At 66.4% G+C, this 16396-nt stretch carries 18 protein-coding genes; 7 read left to right on the top strand and 11 right to left on the bottom strand.

The window, feature by feature from the left end; genetic code table 11:
- Positions 1-116: 116 nt before the first annotated feature.
- Together AB6806_RS11280 and AB6806_RS11275 are read left to right on the top strand one after the other, a co-directional pair.
- Positions 117-1484, top strand: a complete 1368-nt coding sequence (locus AB6806_RS11280; RefSeq protein WP_142022105.1) for an APC family permease — start codon at positions 117-119, stop codon at positions 1482-1484.
- A 66-nt stretch (positions 1485-1550) separates the two neighbouring features.
- Positions 1551-2393: an SAM-dependent methyltransferase gene (locus AB6806_RS11275; protein ID WP_142022186.1), complete on the top strand. Its 843-nt coding sequence runs from the start codon at positions 1551-1553 to the stop codon at positions 2391-2393.
- A 22-nt stretch (positions 2394-2415) separates the two neighbouring features.
- Here AB6806_RS11275 and AB6806_RS11270 read toward each other — a convergent pair whose 3' ends face one another.
- From AB6806_RS11270 to cynS, 4 genes are all read right to left on the bottom strand, one after another.
- Positions 2416-3222: an ABC transporter permease gene (locus AB6806_RS11270; RefSeq protein WP_248311179.1), complete on the bottom strand. Its 807-nt coding sequence runs from the start codon at positions 3220-3222 to the stop codon at positions 2416-2418.
- The gene (locus tag AB6806_RS11265; protein ID WP_038364367.1) at positions 3219-4154 is read right to left on the bottom strand and encodes an ABC transporter ATP-binding protein; all 936 of its coding nucleotides are present in this window, start codon (positions 4152-4154) and stop codon (positions 3219-3221) included. The genes AB6806_RS11270 and AB6806_RS11265 overlap by 4 nt, the downstream gene beginning before the upstream one ends.
- 286 nt (positions 4155-4440) lie before the next feature.
- Entirely contained in the window at positions 4441-5091 is a 651-nt protein-coding gene (locus tag AB6806_RS11260) for a hypothetical protein (RefSeq protein WP_142022104.1), read from the bottom strand.
- Positions 5092-5167: 76 nt separating this feature from the next.
- Positions 5168-5656 carry a cyanase gene (cynS, locus tag AB6806_RS11255; protein ID WP_112763614.1) on the bottom strand — a complete coding sequence of 163 codons (489 nt, stop codon included), beginning with the start codon at positions 5654-5656 and terminating at the stop codon, positions 5168-5170.
- 197 nt (positions 5657-5853) lie between these two features.
- Here cynS and AB6806_RS11250 point away from each other — a divergent pair, with 197 nt between their 5' ends.
- The 4 genes from AB6806_RS11250 to AB6806_RS11235 are packed head-to-tail and all read left to right on the top strand — an operon-like array spanning position 5854 to position 8812.
- Positions 5854-6222, top strand: coding sequence for a DMT family transporter (locus tag AB6806_RS11250; protein WP_038364371.1), 369 nt, complete (start codon positions 5854-5856; stop codon positions 6220-6222).
- Between the two features lie 8 nt (positions 6223-6230).
- The gene (locus tag AB6806_RS11245) at positions 6231-6353 is read left to right on the top strand and encodes a hypothetical protein (RefSeq protein ID WP_260368443.1); all 123 of its coding nucleotides are present in this window, start codon (positions 6231-6233) and stop codon (positions 6351-6353) included.
- 9 nt (positions 6354-6362) lie between these two features.
- Positions 6363-7367, top strand: coding sequence for an NAD-dependent epimerase/dehydratase family protein (locus tag AB6806_RS11240; RefSeq protein ID WP_112763613.1), 1005 nt, complete (start codon positions 6363-6365; stop codon positions 7365-7367).
- Positions 7364-8812 (top strand): aspartate aminotransferase family protein, encoded by a 1449-nt coding sequence (locus AB6806_RS11235; protein ID WP_370954627.1) that lies wholly within the window; start codon positions 7364-7366, stop codon positions 8810-8812. Before AB6806_RS11240 ends, AB6806_RS11235 begins: the two co-directional genes overlap by 4 nt.
- Before the next feature lie 84 nt (positions 8813-8896).
- Here AB6806_RS11235 and AB6806_RS11230 read toward each other — a convergent pair whose 3' ends face one another.
- The 5 genes from AB6806_RS11230 to AB6806_RS11210 all read right to left on the bottom strand — a co-directional run bounded on the left by AB6806_RS11230 (position 8897) and on the right by AB6806_RS11210 (position 13254).
- Positions 8897-9193, bottom strand: a complete 297-nt coding sequence (locus tag AB6806_RS11230) for a hypothetical protein (protein WP_038363611.1) — start codon at positions 9191-9193, stop codon at positions 8897-8899.
- Positions 9194-9302: 109 nt separating this feature from the next.
- A complete protein-coding gene (locus tag AB6806_RS11225) occupies positions 9303-10616 on the bottom strand; it encodes an FAD-binding oxidoreductase (protein WP_370954626.1) in 1314 nt (437 codons plus the stop codon).
- Positions 10613-11617 (bottom strand): UbiA family prenyltransferase, encoded by a 1005-nt coding sequence (locus tag AB6806_RS11220; RefSeq protein WP_081925424.1) that lies wholly within the window; start codon positions 11615-11617, stop codon positions 10613-10615. The genes AB6806_RS11225 and AB6806_RS11220 overlap by 4 nt, the downstream gene beginning before the upstream one ends.
- A 180-nt stretch (positions 11618-11797) precedes the next feature.
- Positions 11798-12682: a tellurite resistance TerB family protein gene (locus AB6806_RS11215; RefSeq protein WP_038363618.1), complete on the bottom strand. Its 885-nt coding sequence runs from the start codon at positions 12680-12682 to the stop codon at positions 11798-11800.
- A 101-nt stretch (positions 12683-12783) separates the two neighbouring features.
- Positions 12784-13254, bottom strand: a complete 471-nt coding sequence (locus tag AB6806_RS11210; protein WP_113253667.1) for an Lrp/AsnC family transcriptional regulator — start codon at positions 13252-13254, stop codon at positions 12784-12786.
- Positions 13255-13378: 124 nt separating this feature from the next.
- Between AB6806_RS11210 and hppD the strand changes: the two genes are divergently transcribed.
- On the top strand, positions 13379-14515 hold the full coding sequence (hppD, locus tag AB6806_RS11205; protein WP_113253668.1) for a 4-hydroxyphenylpyruvate dioxygenase: 1137 nt from the start codon (positions 13379-13381) through the stop codon (positions 14513-14515).
- 18 nt (positions 14516-14533) lie between these two features.
- Here the strand turns inward: hppD and AB6806_RS11200 are convergent, their stop codons facing one another.
- Both AB6806_RS11200 and AB6806_RS11195 read right to left on the bottom strand, forming a co-directional pair.
- The gene (locus tag AB6806_RS11200; protein WP_185747957.1) at positions 14534-15340 is read right to left on the bottom strand and encodes an AprI/Inh family metalloprotease inhibitor; all 807 of its coding nucleotides are present in this window, start codon (positions 15338-15340) and stop codon (positions 14534-14536) included.
- Positions 15325-16314, bottom strand: a complete 990-nt coding sequence (locus tag AB6806_RS11195; RefSeq protein WP_370954625.1) for a 2-hydroxyacid dehydrogenase — start codon at positions 16312-16314, stop codon at positions 15325-15327. The genes AB6806_RS11200 and AB6806_RS11195 overlap by 16 nt, the downstream gene beginning before the upstream one ends.
- Positions 16315-16396 lie beyond the last annotated feature (82 nt).

Below are 16396 nucleotides of genomic sequence, written 5' to 3'. Positions count from 1 at the left end.
CTCACGGCTCCGTGAGGATTGCCGACCGCTTTGTGAGCGGAACAACCGCCATTCCCGCCGCATTCTCCCCTTCGACTTCCGTCGTACGACTCTTCATGCCAGCCGAGGGGACCGGAATGCCCGCAGCCGTCAAGGCCGAGCCGCAGCCGAGCTTGTCCGTATTCGATGCCGTGACGATCATGGTCGGCATCGTCGTCGGCATCGGCATCTTCAAGACGCCGGCCGTGGTCGCCGCGAATGTCGGCAGCGAGGCGGCCTTCATCGGCGTCTGGATCATGGGCGGCGTGGCGACGCTGATCGGTGCGCTCTGCTATGCCGAGCTCGCCGCCGCGCATCCTCACGCCGGCGGCGAATATCATTTCCTCGCCCGTGCCTATGGCCGCTCCGTCGCGATGTTGTTCGGCTGGGCGCGCGGCGCCGTGATCCAGACCGGGGCGATCGCGGCGGTCGCCTTCGTACTCGGCGACTACGCCGCGCAGGTCGCGCCGATCGGACCGATGGGACCGGCGCTCTATGCCGCGCTTTCGGTGGTGGCGCTGACGGCGCTCAACGTCATCGGCACGGTGCAGAGCAAGAGGTTGCAGATCCTCATGACCTTCATCGAGGTCGGGGCGCTCGCCGCCATCATCCTGCTCGGCCTGTGCTTCGGCGGCGATGCTCCGGCGCAGCCGGCTGCCCCTGCGCCCGGGACGGCGGCGATCGGCCTCGCCATGGTCTTCGTGCTCCTGACCTATGGCGGCTGGAACGAGGCGGCCTATCTTTCGGGCGAGCTGGAGAACCCGGCGCGCAACATGGCGCGCGTGCTGGCCATCGGCACGGCGATCCTCGTCGCGATCTACGTGCTCGCCAATCTCGCCTTGCTCGCGATCCTCGGCCTCGACGGCCTGCGGACTTCGGAGGCGGTGGCGGCTGATATGATGCGGCAGGTGGCCGGCGAGCCGGGCGCCGTGATCGTCAGCCTCGCCATCGTCGTCGCCGCGCTCTCGACGCTCAACGCCACCATTTTCACGGGCGCGCGGGTTTATTTCGCCATGGCGCGGGATCTCACCCTGCTGCCGCGCGTCGGGGAATGGGACGAGCGCGGCCGCGCCCCGGCGAACGGGCTCCTGCTGCAAGGTGCCGTCGCACTGCTGCTCGTCGGTTTCGGCGCGGCGAGCCGGGACGGCTTCCAGTCCATGGTCGACTACAGCGCGCCGGTGTTCTGGGCCTTCCTGCTGCTGGTTGGCGCAGCGCTGCCGATCCTGCGCTGGCGCGAGCCCAAGCGGAATCTGCCGTTCCGTGTGCCGCTCTACCCGCTGACGCCGATCCTGTTCTGTCTGGGCTGCGCCTACATGCTGCATGCCAGCCTCGCCTATACCGGCAGCGGCGCGCTGGTGGGGCTCGCGGTGGTGCTCGCGGGCCTGCCGCTCCTGCTGTTCCGGCGCAAGCAGGGGGATGAGGGGGAGGTCATTCCCGGCGCCGCGAGGCCAGCAGCGGCCGAGTGAGTGCGCCCCATCAAGCCCAACCCGTCACGTTTCGCCCACCGACGCTTTCGACAACGGAGACAGATGATGAAGAGGCTTCACATTCTAGCCACCGCTTGCGCCCTCGGCTTGCTCGCGCCTGCGGCACCTTACGCCCAGCCCGTGCAGGCCACGCAGAATCCGGCTGCCGCTCCCGACTACGTGCCGCGTTCGGGCCAGGCCGGGAAGGACGTCGTCTGGGTGCCGACCCAGCAGGCGCTGGTCGACAGCATGCTGAACATGGCCAAGGTGACGAAGGACGACTATCTGATCGATCTCGGCTCGGGCGATGGGCGCACCGTCATCACCGCCGCCAAGCGCGGCGTGCGAGCCATGGGCATCGAATACAATCCCGACATGGTGACGCTGTCGCAGCGCAACGCCGAGGCGGAGGGCGTGACCGACAGGGCGCGGTTCGTCCGGGGCGACATCTTCGAATCGGACTTCTCGCAGGCGACGGTGCTGACGCTGTTCCTGCTGCCTGAACTCAACCTCAAGCTCCGGCCGACCATCCTCGACATGAAGCCCGGCACGCGGGTCGTCTCGAACACCTTCACCATGGACGATTGGGAGCCGGACCAGAGCGTCGTGCTGGCCGAGAACTGCTCGAGCTTCTGCCGCGCCTATCACTGGATCGTGCCCGCCAAGGTCGCCGGCACATGGCGGCTCGGCGATGGCGAACTCAGGCTCTCGCAGAGCTTCCAGATGCTGTCGGGCACGCTGACGCGCAACGGCAAGTCCGTGCCGATCTCCGAGGCCAAGATGACGGGCAGCGAGATCAGCTTCCTGGCGGACGGGCAGCGCTATACAGGCCGCGTCGAGGAAAATCGCATGATCGGACGGGCTGAAGGCGGCGGTCAGGACTGGCTGGCGACGCGCTCTAGCACTTGACCGTGCAGGAGACCCTGCCGGCTCAGTTCTTGAGCCGGTAGCCGGTCCTGAAGATCCAGCCGACGATGCCGATGCAGAGCACGAGGAAGAAGAGCGTCATGCCCAGACTCACGCCGAGGCTGACGTCGGCGATCCCGTAGAAGCTCCAGCGGAAGCCACTGATCAGATAGACCACGGGGTTGAACAGCGTCACCTTCTGCCAGAAGGGCGGCAGCATCGCGATCGAGTAGAAGGAGCCGCCCAGGAAAGCCAGCGGCGTCACGATCAGCAGGGGTATGACCTGCAATTTCTCGAAGCCATCGGCCCAGATGCCGATGATGAAGCCGAACAGGCTGAAGGTCGTCGCCGTCAGCACGAGGAAAAGCAGCATCATCGCCGGATGCTCGATGCGCAGCGGCACGAAGAAGGTGGCCGTCAGCAGGATGATCAGCCCGAGCAGCATCGATTTCGATGCGGCTGCGCCGACATAGCCGATCACCGCCTCCCACCAGGCGACGGGGGCGGAGAGCAATTCGTAGATCGTGCCGGTAAATTTCGGGAAATAGATCGCGAAGGACGCATTGGCGATGCTCTGCGTCAGCAGGGACATCATGATCAGGCCGGGCACGATGAAGGCGCCATAGGGTACGCCGTCGATCGATTGCATGCGCGAGCCGATAGCGCCGCCGAAGACGACGAAATAGAGCGCGGTCGAGAGCACCGGCGAGACGATGCTCTGCGAGGGGGTGCGCCATGTCCGCGCCATCTCGAAGCGGTAGATCGCGGCAATGGCGCGGAAGTTGAGGCGCATGCCGGCCTCGGCGTCGCGGTTCGTCGTGACAGTGGTCATGCGCGCTCCCTCACCAGGCTGACGAAGATGTCTTCGAGCGAACTTTGGCTGGTGCTGAGGTCGCGGAAGCGGATGCCCGCCTCGGCGAGGCCCTGCAGCAAGGTGGTGATGCCGGTTCGCTCGGCCTGGGTGTCGTAGGTGTAGACGAGCTCGTCGCCGGCGGGCGACAGGCTGAGATTGAAGGCGGCGAGCGTGGCAGGAACGGCCTCGATCGGCTGCTGGAGCTGAAGGCTGAGCTGTTTCTTGCCGAGCTTGCGCATCAGCTCCGCCTTTTCCTCGACGAGGATGATCTCGCCCTTGGAGATGACGCCGATGCGGTCGGCCATCTCCTCCGCCTCCTCGATGTAATGCGTCGTCAGGATGATGGTGACGCCGGATTCCTTGAGCCGGCGCACCATCTGCCACATGTCCTGCCTGAGCTCGACATCGACGCCGGCGGTCGGCTCGTCGAGGAAGAGGATGCGCGGCTCATGGGCGAGCGCCTTGGCGATGAGCACGCGCCGCTTCATGCCGCCGGAGAGCCGGCGGATCTGCGTGTCCTTCTTGTCCCAGAGCGACAGCTCCTTGAGAATCCGCTCGATGAAGGCCGGGTCCTTCGGCTTGCCGAACAGGCCGCGGCTGAAGCTCACCGTGCTCCAGACCGTCTCGAAGGCGTCGGTGGTCAATTCCTGCGGCACGAGGCCGATGGTCGCGCGGGCGGCGCGATAGTCGCGGATGATGTCGTAGCCGTCGGCGAGGACGGTGCCGGTGCTGGGCTTGACCAGCCCGCAGATGATGCTGATCAGCGTCGTCTTGCCGGCGCCGTTGGGGCCGAGCAGGGCGAAGATCTCGCCGCGCCTGATCTCCAGATCGACGGATTTGAGCGCGCTGAAGCCGGTCGCATAGGTCTTGGAGAGCCCGGAGACCGAGATGATCGGGGATGTCGAGGACATGAGCATGGCCGCCATATAGGCCTGTTCGTCGCCGGTTGCGATGGCTGACAGGGCTGGAGACGCGCGAATTCCTGCCAAGGTGTGGCGGCAACGATCATGCAAAGGGCCGGGCGCGAGGCCCGGCCCTGCACGTTCCTCGGTTCGTTCGAGGCTATTTCATGAAGAACCACAACAGGATGATGATCGGGATGGGAACCCCGACGAGCCACAGGATGATCGAACGCATGGACAGCCCCTTTTGGGAAAGGATGATGCTGTGCCAACGCCTTTTGTGGCGTGAAAGTTCCTACTCGCCGGTGCCGGGTGGCGGCGTGAAGGCATCGGCGCTCGGATGCCAGAGGGGCCTATAACCTTGTCTCAACACGGCGAGCGTGGCCGGAGGCGTCAGGACGGTCACGATTCCCGCCGGGCGGTCGCAGCGCGCGGCATAGCCGGCCGGCGCCCAGAGCAGGGCGGAGCCGCCGCGCAGCGCCAGGAATTCCCTTCCGTTCTCGGCGAGCAGCATCGCGCCGTCCGGCAGATTCTCCACCGGCAGGCGATGCGTGCGCTTGCCCCGGCCGTCGCGGCGCTCGCCGTCGAGAATGCGATCGATCTCCGGGAAGAACGGCGTCTGCGTCATGCCGAGGCCGCTCACCAGTGCTGCGCGATAGGCGAGGGCGTCGTGCCGCCGGCATTCCATGCAGGGGCGGTGGCCAGCGGCGAAGGCAGTGACCTCATCGCAGAAGAAGAGGTCGGTGTAGCCGGGACCCCAGACCTGATGCCGGCGCCCCTTGAAGGACAGCACGCAGCAGATCCACTGGCGGCTGGCCTGGATGCGACGCGGCAGGGCTTGCGTCCGCGGATCGTGGAAGCGCCCGCCGCGATTACCGAACAGGGTGCCGCGGGCCGGATCGGCAAAGAGCGCGCCGTCGGGCCTGACGCGATTGGGCAGGGGCATGAGACCTTCCGAGCGAGGTGATAACCCTAACCACGGTAACGACCGCCGCGACAGGCTGAGGCAGCAATGGCCCGCGTCACTCCTCCTTGAAGCCGTAATCGGGAATGCCCTGCTCGTTGCCGTAGTACTTGTACGGCAGGAATTTGCCCGACATGCCGATCTTGACCCGGTCTCCCTTCGGATTGGGCTCGCGCTCGAACGAGATGTTGAAATCGATCGCGGACATGATCCCGTCGCCGAATTCCTCCTCGATCAGCGCCTTCCAGGCCGGCCCGTTGACCATCACCATCTCGTAGAAGCGGTAGATCAGCGGGTCGGTCGGCGGCATCGGCGTGCCGGTGCCGCGATAGGGCACCTCGTTGAGCATGCGCTTTTCGTTTTCGGACAGGCCGAACAGCGCGGCCGCGCGCTCGGCCAGCGGCCGGACCAGCTTCATCTGGCCAAGCAGCGCGCCGACCACCAGCACCTCGGACATGCCGCCGATCTCGTCGGTGATGTATTTCCAGCTCCAGCCCTTCTCGCGCTTGATGTCGAGAATCTTCTCGGTCAGCTCTTCGCGCTTCATCGTCACCCTCTCCGGACACCTTGACCGCCAGAGCTCAGGCAAGGATCGGGCCGGTGCCCGGATGACGCAGGGTTTCGTCGATCGCGGCAGGATCGTCTTAACGTTATGATGAAGTAGGGTTCGCGCACTAAGGCATTTGAAGTTTTTTTCTCGGCATCTGGAGGCTGAAAAGCGACGCAGGAAATCCCGGCACGACGATGAGTTCCTATATTCCTCTGATCCTGTTCACGGTGCTGACCAATGCGGCGGCGCAACTCATGCTCAAGCGCGGCATGAGCAGTTTCGGCTCCTTCGACATCGCCGGCGACGGGATCGTCGCCACGGTTTTCCGGGTCGTCTTCAACCCGTTCGTCTTCGCGGGCCTGTGCACCTTCGTCGTCAGCATGGCCTCGCATCTGGTCGTGCTGTCCAAGGTGCAGATCAGCTACGCCTACCCGTTCCTGAGCCTCGCCTATGTCGTGGTCGCGGCCTATGCCTATTTCGCCTTCCATGAGGATCTGAGCCCGAGCCGCATCGCCGGGATCGGCTTCATCGTCATCGGCACCATCTTCATCGCACAAAGCTGAGGGGTACCATGGACCTGATCGTTCGCCTGTTCCTGCGCCTCGGCGCCCTGTTCGAGCCGCGGCCCGAGACCATGCTGACGCCGGTTCCCGTGCCGGTGCGGGTTCGTCCGGCGCCCCGGTCGCGCCGATAGGAGCCGGTCATGAAGCATATCATCATCGGCGGCGACGGCTTCGTCGGCTCGCGCCTGGCGGCTGATCTTGCGGCGATGGGCGAGGACGTCCTCGTCGCCGACATCCACAAGAGCAGCCATGCGCATTACGCCAAGGTGCCCTTCGTCCAGATCGACGTGACCAAGGCGGAGAGCGTGGACACGATCCCGCTCTCGCCTGAAGACGTGGTCTACAACCTCTCGGCCAAGATGCTCTCGCCGATTGTCACGCGGGCCGAGCGACACGATTTCTTCTGGCCGGTCAATTTTCACGGCACGCAGAACATCCTGAGCTGGATGGAGAAGCGCGGCGCCGACCGGCTGGTGCATTTCACCACGGACATGATCTACGGTCATTCGGTCACGGTGCCGCAGGACGAGACCCATCCCGCGCATCCGCTCGGGGAATATGGCGAGAGCAAGCTCGCGACCGAGCGGCTCGCCGAGGAATACCGCGCCAAGGGCTTCAAGATCCCGATCTTCCGGCCGCGCCTGATCATCGGGCCCGGCCGGCTCGGCATCCTGGTGAAGCTGTTCAAGCTGATCGATCTCAACCTGCCGGTGCCAATGATCGGCTCGGGGCGTAATCCCTACCAGTTCATCTCGGTGTTCGACTGCGCCAGCGCCTGTGTCTGCGCCTGGAAGGCGGGCTTCCCGAACGAGGCCTATAATCTCGGCTCCGACGAGCCGCCGCCGGTGAAGAAGCTGCTCGGCGACCTGATCAAGCATGCCGGCTCGAAATCGATCCTGCTGCCGACACCGGCCTCGCTGGTGAAGCTCACGCTCGATGCGCTCGACGCGGTGAACATGCCGATCATGGATCCCGAGCAATACAAGATCGCCGACGAGATCTGTATTCTCGACACGTCCAAGGCCAAGCGCGAGCTCGGCTGGCACCCGCAATACCGCGACGAGGACATGCTGCTCGCCGCCTATACCGAGTATCGCAAGGGCAAGGACGCCCACAAACAGGCGCAGAGGAGCCTCGCCGCATGAGCATGCCCGCTTTCAGCCAGGAGGATGCGCCGGTGAGCGGAGCGCGCCCGCAACTCATCAGCGTCGAGGCTGCCAAGCAGCTCGACGCCGCCCAGGTGAAGGATTTCTTCGCCGCCCACATCAACCCCGGCCAGCTTCATTTCCTCAAGCTGCTCGGCTTCGACAAGATCCTCGTCGATCGCGCCGAGGGCCTGCACTACATCACCAGGGACGGCCGGAAGATCCTCGATTTCTTCGGCGGCTTTTGCTCGGTTGCCTTCGGCCACAACCATCCGCGCATCATCGCGGCCCGGCAGAAGTTCCAGGACGAGAACCGCCATGAGATCTGCATGGCGTTCATGTCGCAATATGCGGCGGCGCTGGCGAAAAACCTCGCCACCATCGCGCCGGGCGATCTCGACATGGTCTTCCTCGGCTCGACCGGCTCGGAGGCGATGGAGGCGGCGCTGAAGGTCGCCGAGCAGGCGCAGGGTCCGGGCAAGTCCAAGATCCTGCATGCGGCGAACTCCTTCCACGGCAAGACCAAGGGCGTGCTCTCGGTCACCGATTCGACGCTCTACCAGTCGCAGTTCAAGCTGGTCGAGAACCGCGTCAAGGTGCCCTTCGGCGACATCCATGCGGTCCGGCAGGCGCTGGAGAACGACCCCTCGATCGGCATCGTCGTGATGGAGACGATCCAGGGCGGCGGCGGCATCGTCGAGGCGCCGGAGGGTTTCTGGCGCGAGTTGCGCGCGCTCTGCGACAAGCACGGCGTGCTCTGGGTCGCCGACGAGGTGCAGTGCGGGCTTGGCCGCACCGGCCAGTTTTTCGCCTTCGAGCGCGACGGGGTGGTGCCGGATGTGACCGCGCTCGCCAAGGCGCTCGGCGGCTCCAAGGCGGCGATGGGGGCGATGATCGCTCGCCGCGAGATCTACATGAAGGCCTATGGCAAGCCGAAGACCGCGCTGATCCATGCGCAGGCGACTTTCGGTGGCATGGGCGAGGCCTGCGTCTCCGCGATCGAGGCCCTCAACGTCCTCTATGACGAGGATTTGATGGGCAATGCGAAGCGGCAGGGCGACTATCTGATCGAGCGCCTGAACGGCCTGCGAGCGAAATATCCGACGCTGCTCAAGGAAATCCGCGGGCGCGGGCTGATGATCGGCATCGAGTTCCAGGACATCAGCGAGACCATGCCTTTCGGGGTCAAGCACATGGTCGCGTTGCTCGACGACAAGCTGAAGGGCTCGCTCTGCGGCTTCGTCGGCGCGCTCTTGCTGAAGGAGCACGACGTGCTCGTCGCCTTCACCGAATACAACCGCAACGTCATCCGGCTCGAGCCGCCATTGATCGTCACGCGCGAGCAGTGCGACCAGTTCCTCGCGGCCTTCGAAGCTGTGCTGTCGCGCGGCGTCACCGGCATCGTCACCGGCTACCTGCGCAAGGTCGCTGCCGCCAAGGGCTGAGCGACCCGACCCGCAACAAAAAAGAGGCCGGCGTGAGCCGGCCTTTTGAGTCTGGGGTCTCGAAACAGGGGCGTCCAGGGGAGCTCAGTAGTAGCCGCAGACCCGGCGGTAGCCGATGACGTTGCCCCAGCGGTCGAAGCGCTCGACCAGGTCGCAGGAGCGAACGGGGGCAGGAGCGTCATAGTAGCCGTAGCCATAGGCGGGGCGGGTGGCACCGGCGATGATGGCGCCTGCGGCGAGCGCGCCGACCACACCGGCTCCGACGCCCCAGCCATAGCCCCGGTGCCAGCGCGGGCGGGCTTCGGCGCCGGACGCGATCAAGGTGGTGGCCAGGGTCACGGCCGCGAGGGTCGCGGTCAGCGTCTTGCGGAACGTGGTCATGCTCGTCTCTCCCGATCGTTGCGAGAGCGAAGGTTTCGCTCTTCATGCTCATTGGTCGCAGCGAGGAGTGGGTAGGTTCAAAGGTGGTGACGATTATTTTCGCGCGGCCTCAGCCGTCGCTGACACGCCGCCAGAAATCCGAGGAGAAGCCCGGATCGATATGGGTGGCGAAATCGCGCCATTGCGGAAAGGAGGCCTGAAAGGTCGCCGCCGACATGCGGGCATCCTTGTAGGGGTTCACCCGGCCCCCGGCTTCGATCGTGATCCGGTCCAGCTCCGTCAGCAGCGCTTCGGTCCGGGCGCCGCGATTGGGGAAATCGAGCGTCAGCGTCGCCCCCGGGATCGGGAAGGACATCAGCCCCGGCGAGCGCTTGGCGCCGAAGAGCTTGAGCACGGTCAGGAACGAGGCCTCGCCGGCAGCGAGCGTCCGGCGCAGCATCTCCTCGACGGCGCGGCGGGCGCCGGCCATCGGCACGGCGCATTGGAACTGCCTCAGGCCCTGCGGGCCATAGGCGCGGTTCCAGTCGCGGATCCGGTCGAGCGGGTAGAAGAACGGCCGATAAGGCACACGCCGTGGCGCCGCCCCGCGCGGCTGGCTGTGACGATAGAGCCAGTTGAAGGCACTGAGCGTCACCCGGTTGATCAGGGGAAAGGGTGGTTCGATCGGAAAGCGCAGGTTGCGGCCGGGCTGTGGTGGCAGGAAGCCGAAATCGGGCGCATGGTTGGCGCGGAAGAAGACGCCGCGGCCGAAGTGCCGGCCGCTGGCGAGGGCGTCGATCCAGGCCACGGTGTAGTCATGCGTCGAGTCGGATTCGGCGGCCAGTCCGAAGAAGCCGTCGAGGCTGTCGAAATGCAGGACCTCCTGCTCCATCGCGGCCGAGCGGATCGGCATGAGCTGGAGCGTCACCTGCGTGATGAGCCCGGTCAGCCCGAAGCCTCCGATGGTGGCGGCGAAGAGATCGGCATTCATGTCCGGCGCGCAAAGGATGCGCTGGCCGTCGGAGCGCATCAGCTCGAAGGCGCGGACATGGCAGCCGAAAGTGCCGGCGGCATGATGGTTCTTGCCATGGACGTCGTTGGCGAGCGCGCCGCCGATGGTCACGAAGCTCGTTCCGGGCGTGACGCAGGGGAACCAGCCGGCCGGAACCACGATATCGAGCAGGCGGTCGAGCAAGAGCCCCGCGCCGCAGGTCAGCAGACCTGTTTCCCGGTCGAAGGTCTGGACGTTGGCGAGCGAACGCGCATCGATCAGCGAGCCCTGGCTGTTCAGGCAGGAATCGCCATAGGAGCGGCCATTGCCGTAGGCGAGGACGGGGCGGCGGAAGCGATCGGGCCGCTCGATCCAGTCAGCCGCATCGACGATCTCGCTGCCCTGCGCCGAGAGCCCGCCCCAGGAGCGATACGCGCCGCGGGGGATGGTCATGGCAGGATCGTCGCCAGGACCATGATGGCGATGACGACGAGGCCCATGAGCTGGCTGCGCCAGTCGCGGATCATGAAGACCAGCGGATCGTCGGGCATGCCGCCACGGCGGGCCATGAACCAGATGCGCGCCATCTGGTAGAGGACGATCGGGCAGAGCAGCCAGATCAGCTCGGGGTGGCGGTAGAGCTGCTTCACATTGGCGCTGTCGACATAGAGCGCCATGATCAGCGCACAGGTGCAGCCCGAGGCCATGCCGAGCTGCGAGAGCGCCTCGATATCCTCGACCTGATAGCCGCGCCCGGCCTTCTTCAGGCCGGACTGATCCGCGGTGATGCGCAATTCGGCATAGCGCTTCACCAGTGCGAGGCTGAGGAAGAGGAACATCGAGAAGGCCAGCAGCCAGGACGAGATCGGGACGGCCGCGGCCGCGTTGCCGGCCAGGATGCGCAGCGTGTGCATCGCCGCCAGGCCGAGAACGTCGACCAGCAGCCTGCGCTTGAGAAAGAGGAGATAGGTCAGCGCCAGGAAGAGATAGGCCAGCAGCGCCAGCATGAAGCTCTGTGGCTGCGGCACGAGAAGGACGGTCGAGAACGCAGCGAGCAGGAGCACGGGCACCGCGGCGTAGGCCTGGGCGGCGGTGATCTCGCCGGCGGCGAGGGGGCGCTTGCGCTTGGTCGGATGCAGGCGATCCGCCTCGACATCCTTGATGTCGTTGAGGAGATAGATCGCGGAGGCGATCAGGCTGAAGGCGATGAAGGCGATGACACCGTGCCAGAGGGCCGCGGGGTCGAAGACATCGTGATTAAGCAGGATCGGGACGAAGACGAGCCCGTTCTTGAGCCAGTGATGGGGGCGCATGGCCCGGATCATGGCGGACGCAGACATGTTCGGGCTCCCAGCGCTCCTGCGACATGCGCTGCTTCCCGCCGTACGGGGTAGCAACGGCCGGTTGTACCGGCGCCGGGGTTTTGAGCTGAAAACTCCTAAGCTGACGTGCATGAGCCGCAAAAACGGGCAATGAATTCAACGCCATGCTTAACGGGCGGCTTCCATGATCGCGGAAACCGGCTCCGGAGGCCAAGACGGCTCCGGGGCGTCGGGCATGGACGCTGCTGCCCATGCCCGTCATTCGTTACGCCGCGGGCGCGCGCAGCAGCCGCCGAGCGAAGCGAGGTCGGCTCAGACCTTCGCGGTGCTCGCGGCGGCGTCGATATTGGCGACGAGCTCGGCGTCGAGCCCGAGAGAGCCGGCCAGACCCGCCAGGAAGTCCTTCTCGGCGGGCGTATCCGGATTGATGGCGATGCGCGCGGCCGTATAGATCTGCGCCGCCATCTCGGGTGATGCGGCGGCATCGGCGAGCTGATCGATCGAGGCGGGCTTGGCCATCTCCTTCGTCAGCCAGTCATGCGCTTCGGCATCGAGCCCGGCGTCCTTGAGGCCGCCGAGGATGGCGCCGCGCTCCTGCGCATCGATGTTGCCGTCGGCCGCCGCGGCCGCGATCATGGCGCGGATGAGGGTGAGGGCCGTCGCCTCCGTGGCGGCCTGCGGCTCAAAGCCGCTGCCGGCGGGCGCGGGCAGGATCTGCTGATGATTGCCGTCGAGGAGCGGCTTGCCGGCCTGGTAATTCTGGTAGGCCCTGTAGGCGAGGCCGCCGATAAGGGCCATGCCGCCGAGCTTGGCGGCCGACGCCGCGACCGAGCGGCCGGCGCCGGTGCCGAAGACGAGCGCGCCGAGGCCACCCAGAACGGCGGTCGCCAGGGCCGGATTGCTGGTGAGGACGCCCTTGGCCTGCGCGAGCAACTCGTCGGGCGTCCGTCCGCCGGTGGCGCGGCCGAGCGCATCCGAGGCGCCCTGCTGCACGCCCGTCTGGCGTGCGGCATCGCCGAGCCCTTGCGTGGCCTGGGTGAGGATCTGGCCGGCGAGGCCGCCGAGCCCGCCCGAGCGCTGAACCTGCTCCGCCAGCCCACCGAGCACGCCGCTAAGACCGCCCTGCTGGCCCGTCTGCCCGGCAGCCTGGCTGCCGGCGTTGACCAGCGCATCGAGCAGCGATTTGGCGTTGAACATGTCGGTTCTCCCTGACGATTTCGGCTAGGCGCGGATGCGGCCGGTCGGATCAGCCATGCAAAGACGGCCTGACGAAGGCAGGAGTTTGCACAGCTTCGCGCTCAAGTCATCGGCAGCGGCAACAGACCCGGCTCCTTCAGCGTTTCGAGGGCGATCTCGGAGCGCACGCGGGCCACGCTCTCATGCGGCATCAGCACTTCGTTCACGAGTCGGGCGAGCTCCTTGAGATCGCCGACGGCGACCTTGAGCAGGTAGTCGGCCTCGCCCGTCAGCGCATGGGCTTCGAGGATCGCCGGGGTCAGACGCACGAGATCGCGGAAGCGACGGGCATTGTCGCGGGAATGGGTGTCGAGCGCGACATGGATGAAGACGATGACGCCGAGGCCGACCGCCGAGGGATCGAGCGCCGCGCGATAGCCCTGGATCACGCCCTCCTGTTCGAGACGCTGGCGGCGGCGCGAGACCTGGCTCGCGGACAGGCCGACCCGCTCGGCCAGGGCCGCGTTGGTCAGGGACGCATCCTGCTGCAAGGCATCGAGCAGGCGCCAGTCGAATGCGTCGAGAGCGGTCATTTCGTGCGGCCTTCTCGCTTTGAATGCGAATATCGTGCGTCATTTTCGGATTTGCAATTGAGTTTGCACGCCACATGCCGCCGGGTCGCGCGATCATGGCGATCATCTCGAGGAGGAGATCGCTATGGGACCGTTTCCGCATGATGCCGCGCCGCCTGAAATCTCCGAGGCGAATCCGATGGGCACCGATGGCTTCGAGTTCGTCGAGTTCGCGCATCCGGAGCCGGAAAAGCTCGGCGCGCTGTTTGAGACGATGGGTTTCGTGCCGGTTGCGCGCCACCGTTCGAAGCGCGTGACGCTCTACCGGCAGGGCGACGTGAATTTCGTCGTCAATGCCGAGCCGAATTCCTTCGCGCAGGATTTCGCCGCCGCGCATGGGCCTTGCGCCTGCGCGATGGCCTTCCGCGTCGTCGATGCGAAGCAGGCCTTCGATCGTGCCGTCTCGCTCGGCGCTGAGCCCTATGTGAGCAGAATCGGCCCCGGCGAGCTCGCCATTCCCGCGGTGAAAGGCATCGGCGGCTCGCTGCTCTACTTCGTCGATCGCTATGGCGAGAAGGGCTCGATCTGGGATGTCGATTTCGAATGGATCGGCGAGAAAAACCCGCATCCAGAGCCGGCGGGGCTGTATTATCTCGATCACCTGACCCACAACGTCCATCGCGGCCGCATGGACCATTGGGCCGGCTGGTACGGCAAGCTCTTCAATTTCCGCGAGATCCGCTTCTTCAACATCGAGGGCAAGCTGACCGGCCTGATCTCGCGGGCGCTGACCTCGCCCTGCGGCAAGATCCGCATCCCGATCAACGAATCCCTCGACGACAGGAGCCAGATCGAGGAGTACCTGCGCCAGTACAAGGGCGAGGGCATCCAGCATGTCGCCATGGGCTCGCGCGACATCTACGCCAGCGTCGAGGCCCTGCGCGGCAACGGCCTGCCGTTCATGCCATCGCCGCCCGCGACCTATTACGAGAAGGTCGATGCCCGCGTGCCGAACCATGGCGAGCCGGTCGAGCGGCTCAAGGCCAACGGCATCCTGATCGATGGCGAGGGGGCAGTGGCGCTTGGCGAGAAGGCGGGCCGGATGAGCAAGGTCCTGCTGCAGATATTCTCCGGCACGGTGCTCGGGCCGATCTTTTTCGAGTTCATCGAGCGCAAGGGCGATGACGGCTTCGGCGAGGGCAACTTCCGGGCGCTGTTCGAATCGATCGAGGAGGACCAGGTCCGGCGCGGTGTATTGAAGCCGGCTACCGCGGCCGAATGACGCCGTCGGCCGTCGCCGTCAGGGCGCGAGCTTGCGCATCAGCAGCGGCGCGCCGATGGCGGGGTCCTTGCGCCACTGGCCGTTCTCGAAGACGAGCTCGGTGCCGTGGCCCCGGCGGGCGACGAGCGACAGCCGCCCGCCGGCATAGCGCCAGCCGACGGGGTCGAAGATGGTGAGGCCGACATCCTGGCAGGAGCCCTCGAAGGCGGTGCCGCCCTGCTGCCCGCCTGCGGCCGGGGCCGAGAGCACGAGGCGGCAGGCCTCGCGGTTCTGCTGGCGCATCAGGATGTAGCGGCCGGGGACCGTCTCGGGCGCGGGTGCCTGGGCCGGATCGACCGTCGTCTGCCGTTGCGCGGCTTCGGATGCAGCTGCGGCGGCGCCCTGCGGGGCACGGGCGGCGAGGCGCGGATGCCCCTTCCCGGAGAGGCGATAGCCCTTGCCGTCGCTGCCTTTGCCCTCCACCCCGGTTTCGGCGGAGCCGCCCTGAAAGCTCAACACGGCCTTGCCGCCGGCGTCGAGCAGTTGCGGCTGGCCGCTCGCATTCAGCGTCCAGGCCGTCGCGCTGTCCAGGATGGGCAGGGCGCGGCGGCAGGTCGCGGGGAAGCGCAACTGGCGGCCGTTTGCGGTCGCTTCCGTGCCGAAGGTGAGGGTGCAGCGGCGCGGCGCGTCGGCGAGTTCGAGCTCCCAGGCGCCGAGCCAGCGCCGGATCGCGTCCGGAGCCTTGTCGGCGCCACGCGGAAGCGGCGCCGACTGGGCGGCGGCCGGCAAGCTGCCGGCGCCGAGAAGGAGAAGCGGCAGCAGCCGGCGAATCAGGCCTTTTTCCATGGTGTCTCCGGCACGGGCGTCAGCGGACCCTTGCCATCGAACCATGAAACCATGTTGTCGACCAGAAGCTGGCCCATCGCCTCGCGGGTGTGGACGGAGGCCGAGCCGACATGGGGCAGCAGCACGGCATGCTCGATGGCGATCAGCTCTGCGGGTACGCGCGGCTCGTCCTCGAAGACGTCGAGGCCGGCGGAGAGGATGGTCCTGTCCTTGAGCGCCTTGATCAGCGCCTGCTCGTCGACGACCGTGCCGCGTCCGACATTGACCAGGATGCCATTGGGACCCAGTGCCTTCAGCACCTCGGCGTTGATGATGTGATGGGTCGAGGCGCCGCCCGGCGCGACCGAGATCAGCGTGTCGACATCGGCGGCCATGTCGACCAGCGAGGGATAGTAGGGATAGGACACGTCCGGCTGGCGCGAGCGGCCGTGATAGACGACCGGCAGGCCGAAGGCCTCGACGCGCTGCGCCACCGCCTTGCCGATGCGGCCGAGGCCGACGATGCCGACCTTGCGGCCGCGCAGCGAGGTGGTGAGCGGGTAATTGCCCTTGAGCCACTTGCCCTCGCGCAGGTAGCGATCGACCTGCGGGAGCTGGCGGACCGTGGCGATCAGCAGGCCTATGGCGAGGTCGGCGACCTCGTCGGTCAGCACGTCGGGCGTGTTGGTGACGACGAGCCCGCGCTTGCCGGCTTCGGCCGCGTCGACATGGTCGTAGCCGACGCCGAAGCTGGAGATGACCTCGAGCTTGGGCAGCGCGTCGAACAGCGCGCCGTCGACCCGGTTGTGGCCGCCGCCCGCGGCGACGCCGCGCACGCGATCCGCGACCTCGCGCAGCAGGCCGGCGCGGTCGGCCGCCTTCCACAATTCGTGGACGGTGAAGTGCTGCTTGAGCTGATCGGCGGCATGGGCGATCAGCGGGCCGGTCTGGATGATCTCGGTGCGGTCGGAAGCTGGCATCGTCGTCTGGTCCATCTCTGCGTTGATTCGTGTCTTGTGAATCGATTAAATTCGAATTTAGCCGCCGGGTACCCCTCGGAAGGCCTGTGATCGGGCT

Origin of the sequence: Allobosea sp. RCC_152_1, from assembly GCF_041360765.1 — a bacterium.
Classification (GTDB): domain Bacteria; phylum Pseudomonadota; class Alphaproteobacteria; order Rhizobiales; family Beijerinckiaceae; genus Allobosea; species Allobosea spartocytisi.
The sequence above is the reverse complement of the archived record's forward strand: the minus strand, read 5'-3'. Positions and strand labels throughout refer to the sequence as shown.

Coding starts and splice junctions, on each gene's coding strand:
- AB6806_RS11275 (WP_142022186.1), top strand. CDS start 1,551: ATGAAGAGGCTTCACATTCTAGCCACCGCTTGCGCCCTCGGCTTGCTC.
- AB6806_RS11220 (WP_081925424.1), bottom strand. CDS start 11,617: ATGCACGTCAGCTTAGGAGTTTTCAGCTCAAAACCCCGGCGCCGGTAC.
- AB6806_RS11235 (WP_370954627.1), top strand. CDS start 7,364: ATGAGCATGCCCGCTTTCAGCCAGGAGGATGCGCCGGTGAGCGGAGCG.
- AB6806_RS11270 (WP_248311179.1), bottom strand. CDS start 3,222: ATGACCACTGTCACGACGAACCGCGACGCCGAGGCCGGCATGCGCCTC.
- hppD (WP_113253668.1), top strand. CDS start 13,379: ATGGGACCGTTTCCGCATGATGCCGCGCCGCCTGAAATCTCCGAGGCG.
- cynS (WP_112763614.1), bottom strand. CDS start 5,656: ATGAAGCGCGAAGAGCTGACCGAGAAGATTCTCGACATCAAGCGCGAG.
- AB6806_RS11195 (WP_370954625.1), bottom strand. CDS start 16,314: ATGGACCAGACGACGATGCCAGCTTCCGACCGCACCGAGATCATCCAG.
- AB6806_RS11245 (WP_260368443.1), top strand. CDS start 6,231: ATGGACCTGATCGTTCGCCTGTTCCTGCGCCTCGGCGCCCTGTTCGAG.
- AB6806_RS11280 (WP_142022105.1), top strand. CDS start 117: ATGCCCGCAGCCGTCAAGGCCGAGCCGCAGCCGAGCTTGTCCGTATTC.
- AB6806_RS11265 (WP_038364367.1), bottom strand. CDS start 4,154: ATGTCCTCGACATCCCCGATCATCTCGGTCTCCGGGCTCTCCAAGACC.
- AB6806_RS11260 (WP_142022104.1), bottom strand. CDS start 5,091: ATGCCCCTGCCCAATCGCGTCAGGCCCGACGGCGCGCTCTTTGCCGAT.
- AB6806_RS11240 (WP_112763613.1), top strand. CDS start 6,363: ATGAAGCATATCATCATCGGCGGCGACGGCTTCGTCGGCTCGCGCCTG.
- AB6806_RS11215 (WP_038363618.1), bottom strand. CDS start 12,682: ATGTTCAACGCCAAATCGCTGCTCGATGCGCTGGTCAACGCCGGCAGC.
- AB6806_RS11250 (WP_038364371.1), top strand. CDS start 5,854: ATGAGTTCCTATATTCCTCTGATCCTGTTCACGGTGCTGACCAATGCG.
- AB6806_RS11230 (WP_038363611.1), bottom strand. CDS start 9,193: ATGACCACGTTCCGCAAGACGCTGACCGCGACCCTCGCGGCCGTGACC.
- AB6806_RS11210 (WP_113253667.1), bottom strand. CDS start 13,254: ATGACCGCTCTCGACGCATTCGACTGGCGCCTGCTCGATGCCTTGCAG.
- AB6806_RS11225 (WP_370954626.1), bottom strand. CDS start 10,616: ATGACCATCCCCCGCGGCGCGTATCGCTCCTGGGGCGGGCTCTCGGCG.
- AB6806_RS11200 (WP_185747957.1), bottom strand. CDS start 15,340: ATGGAAAAAGGCCTGATTCGCCGGCTGCTGCCGCTTCTCCTTCTCGGC.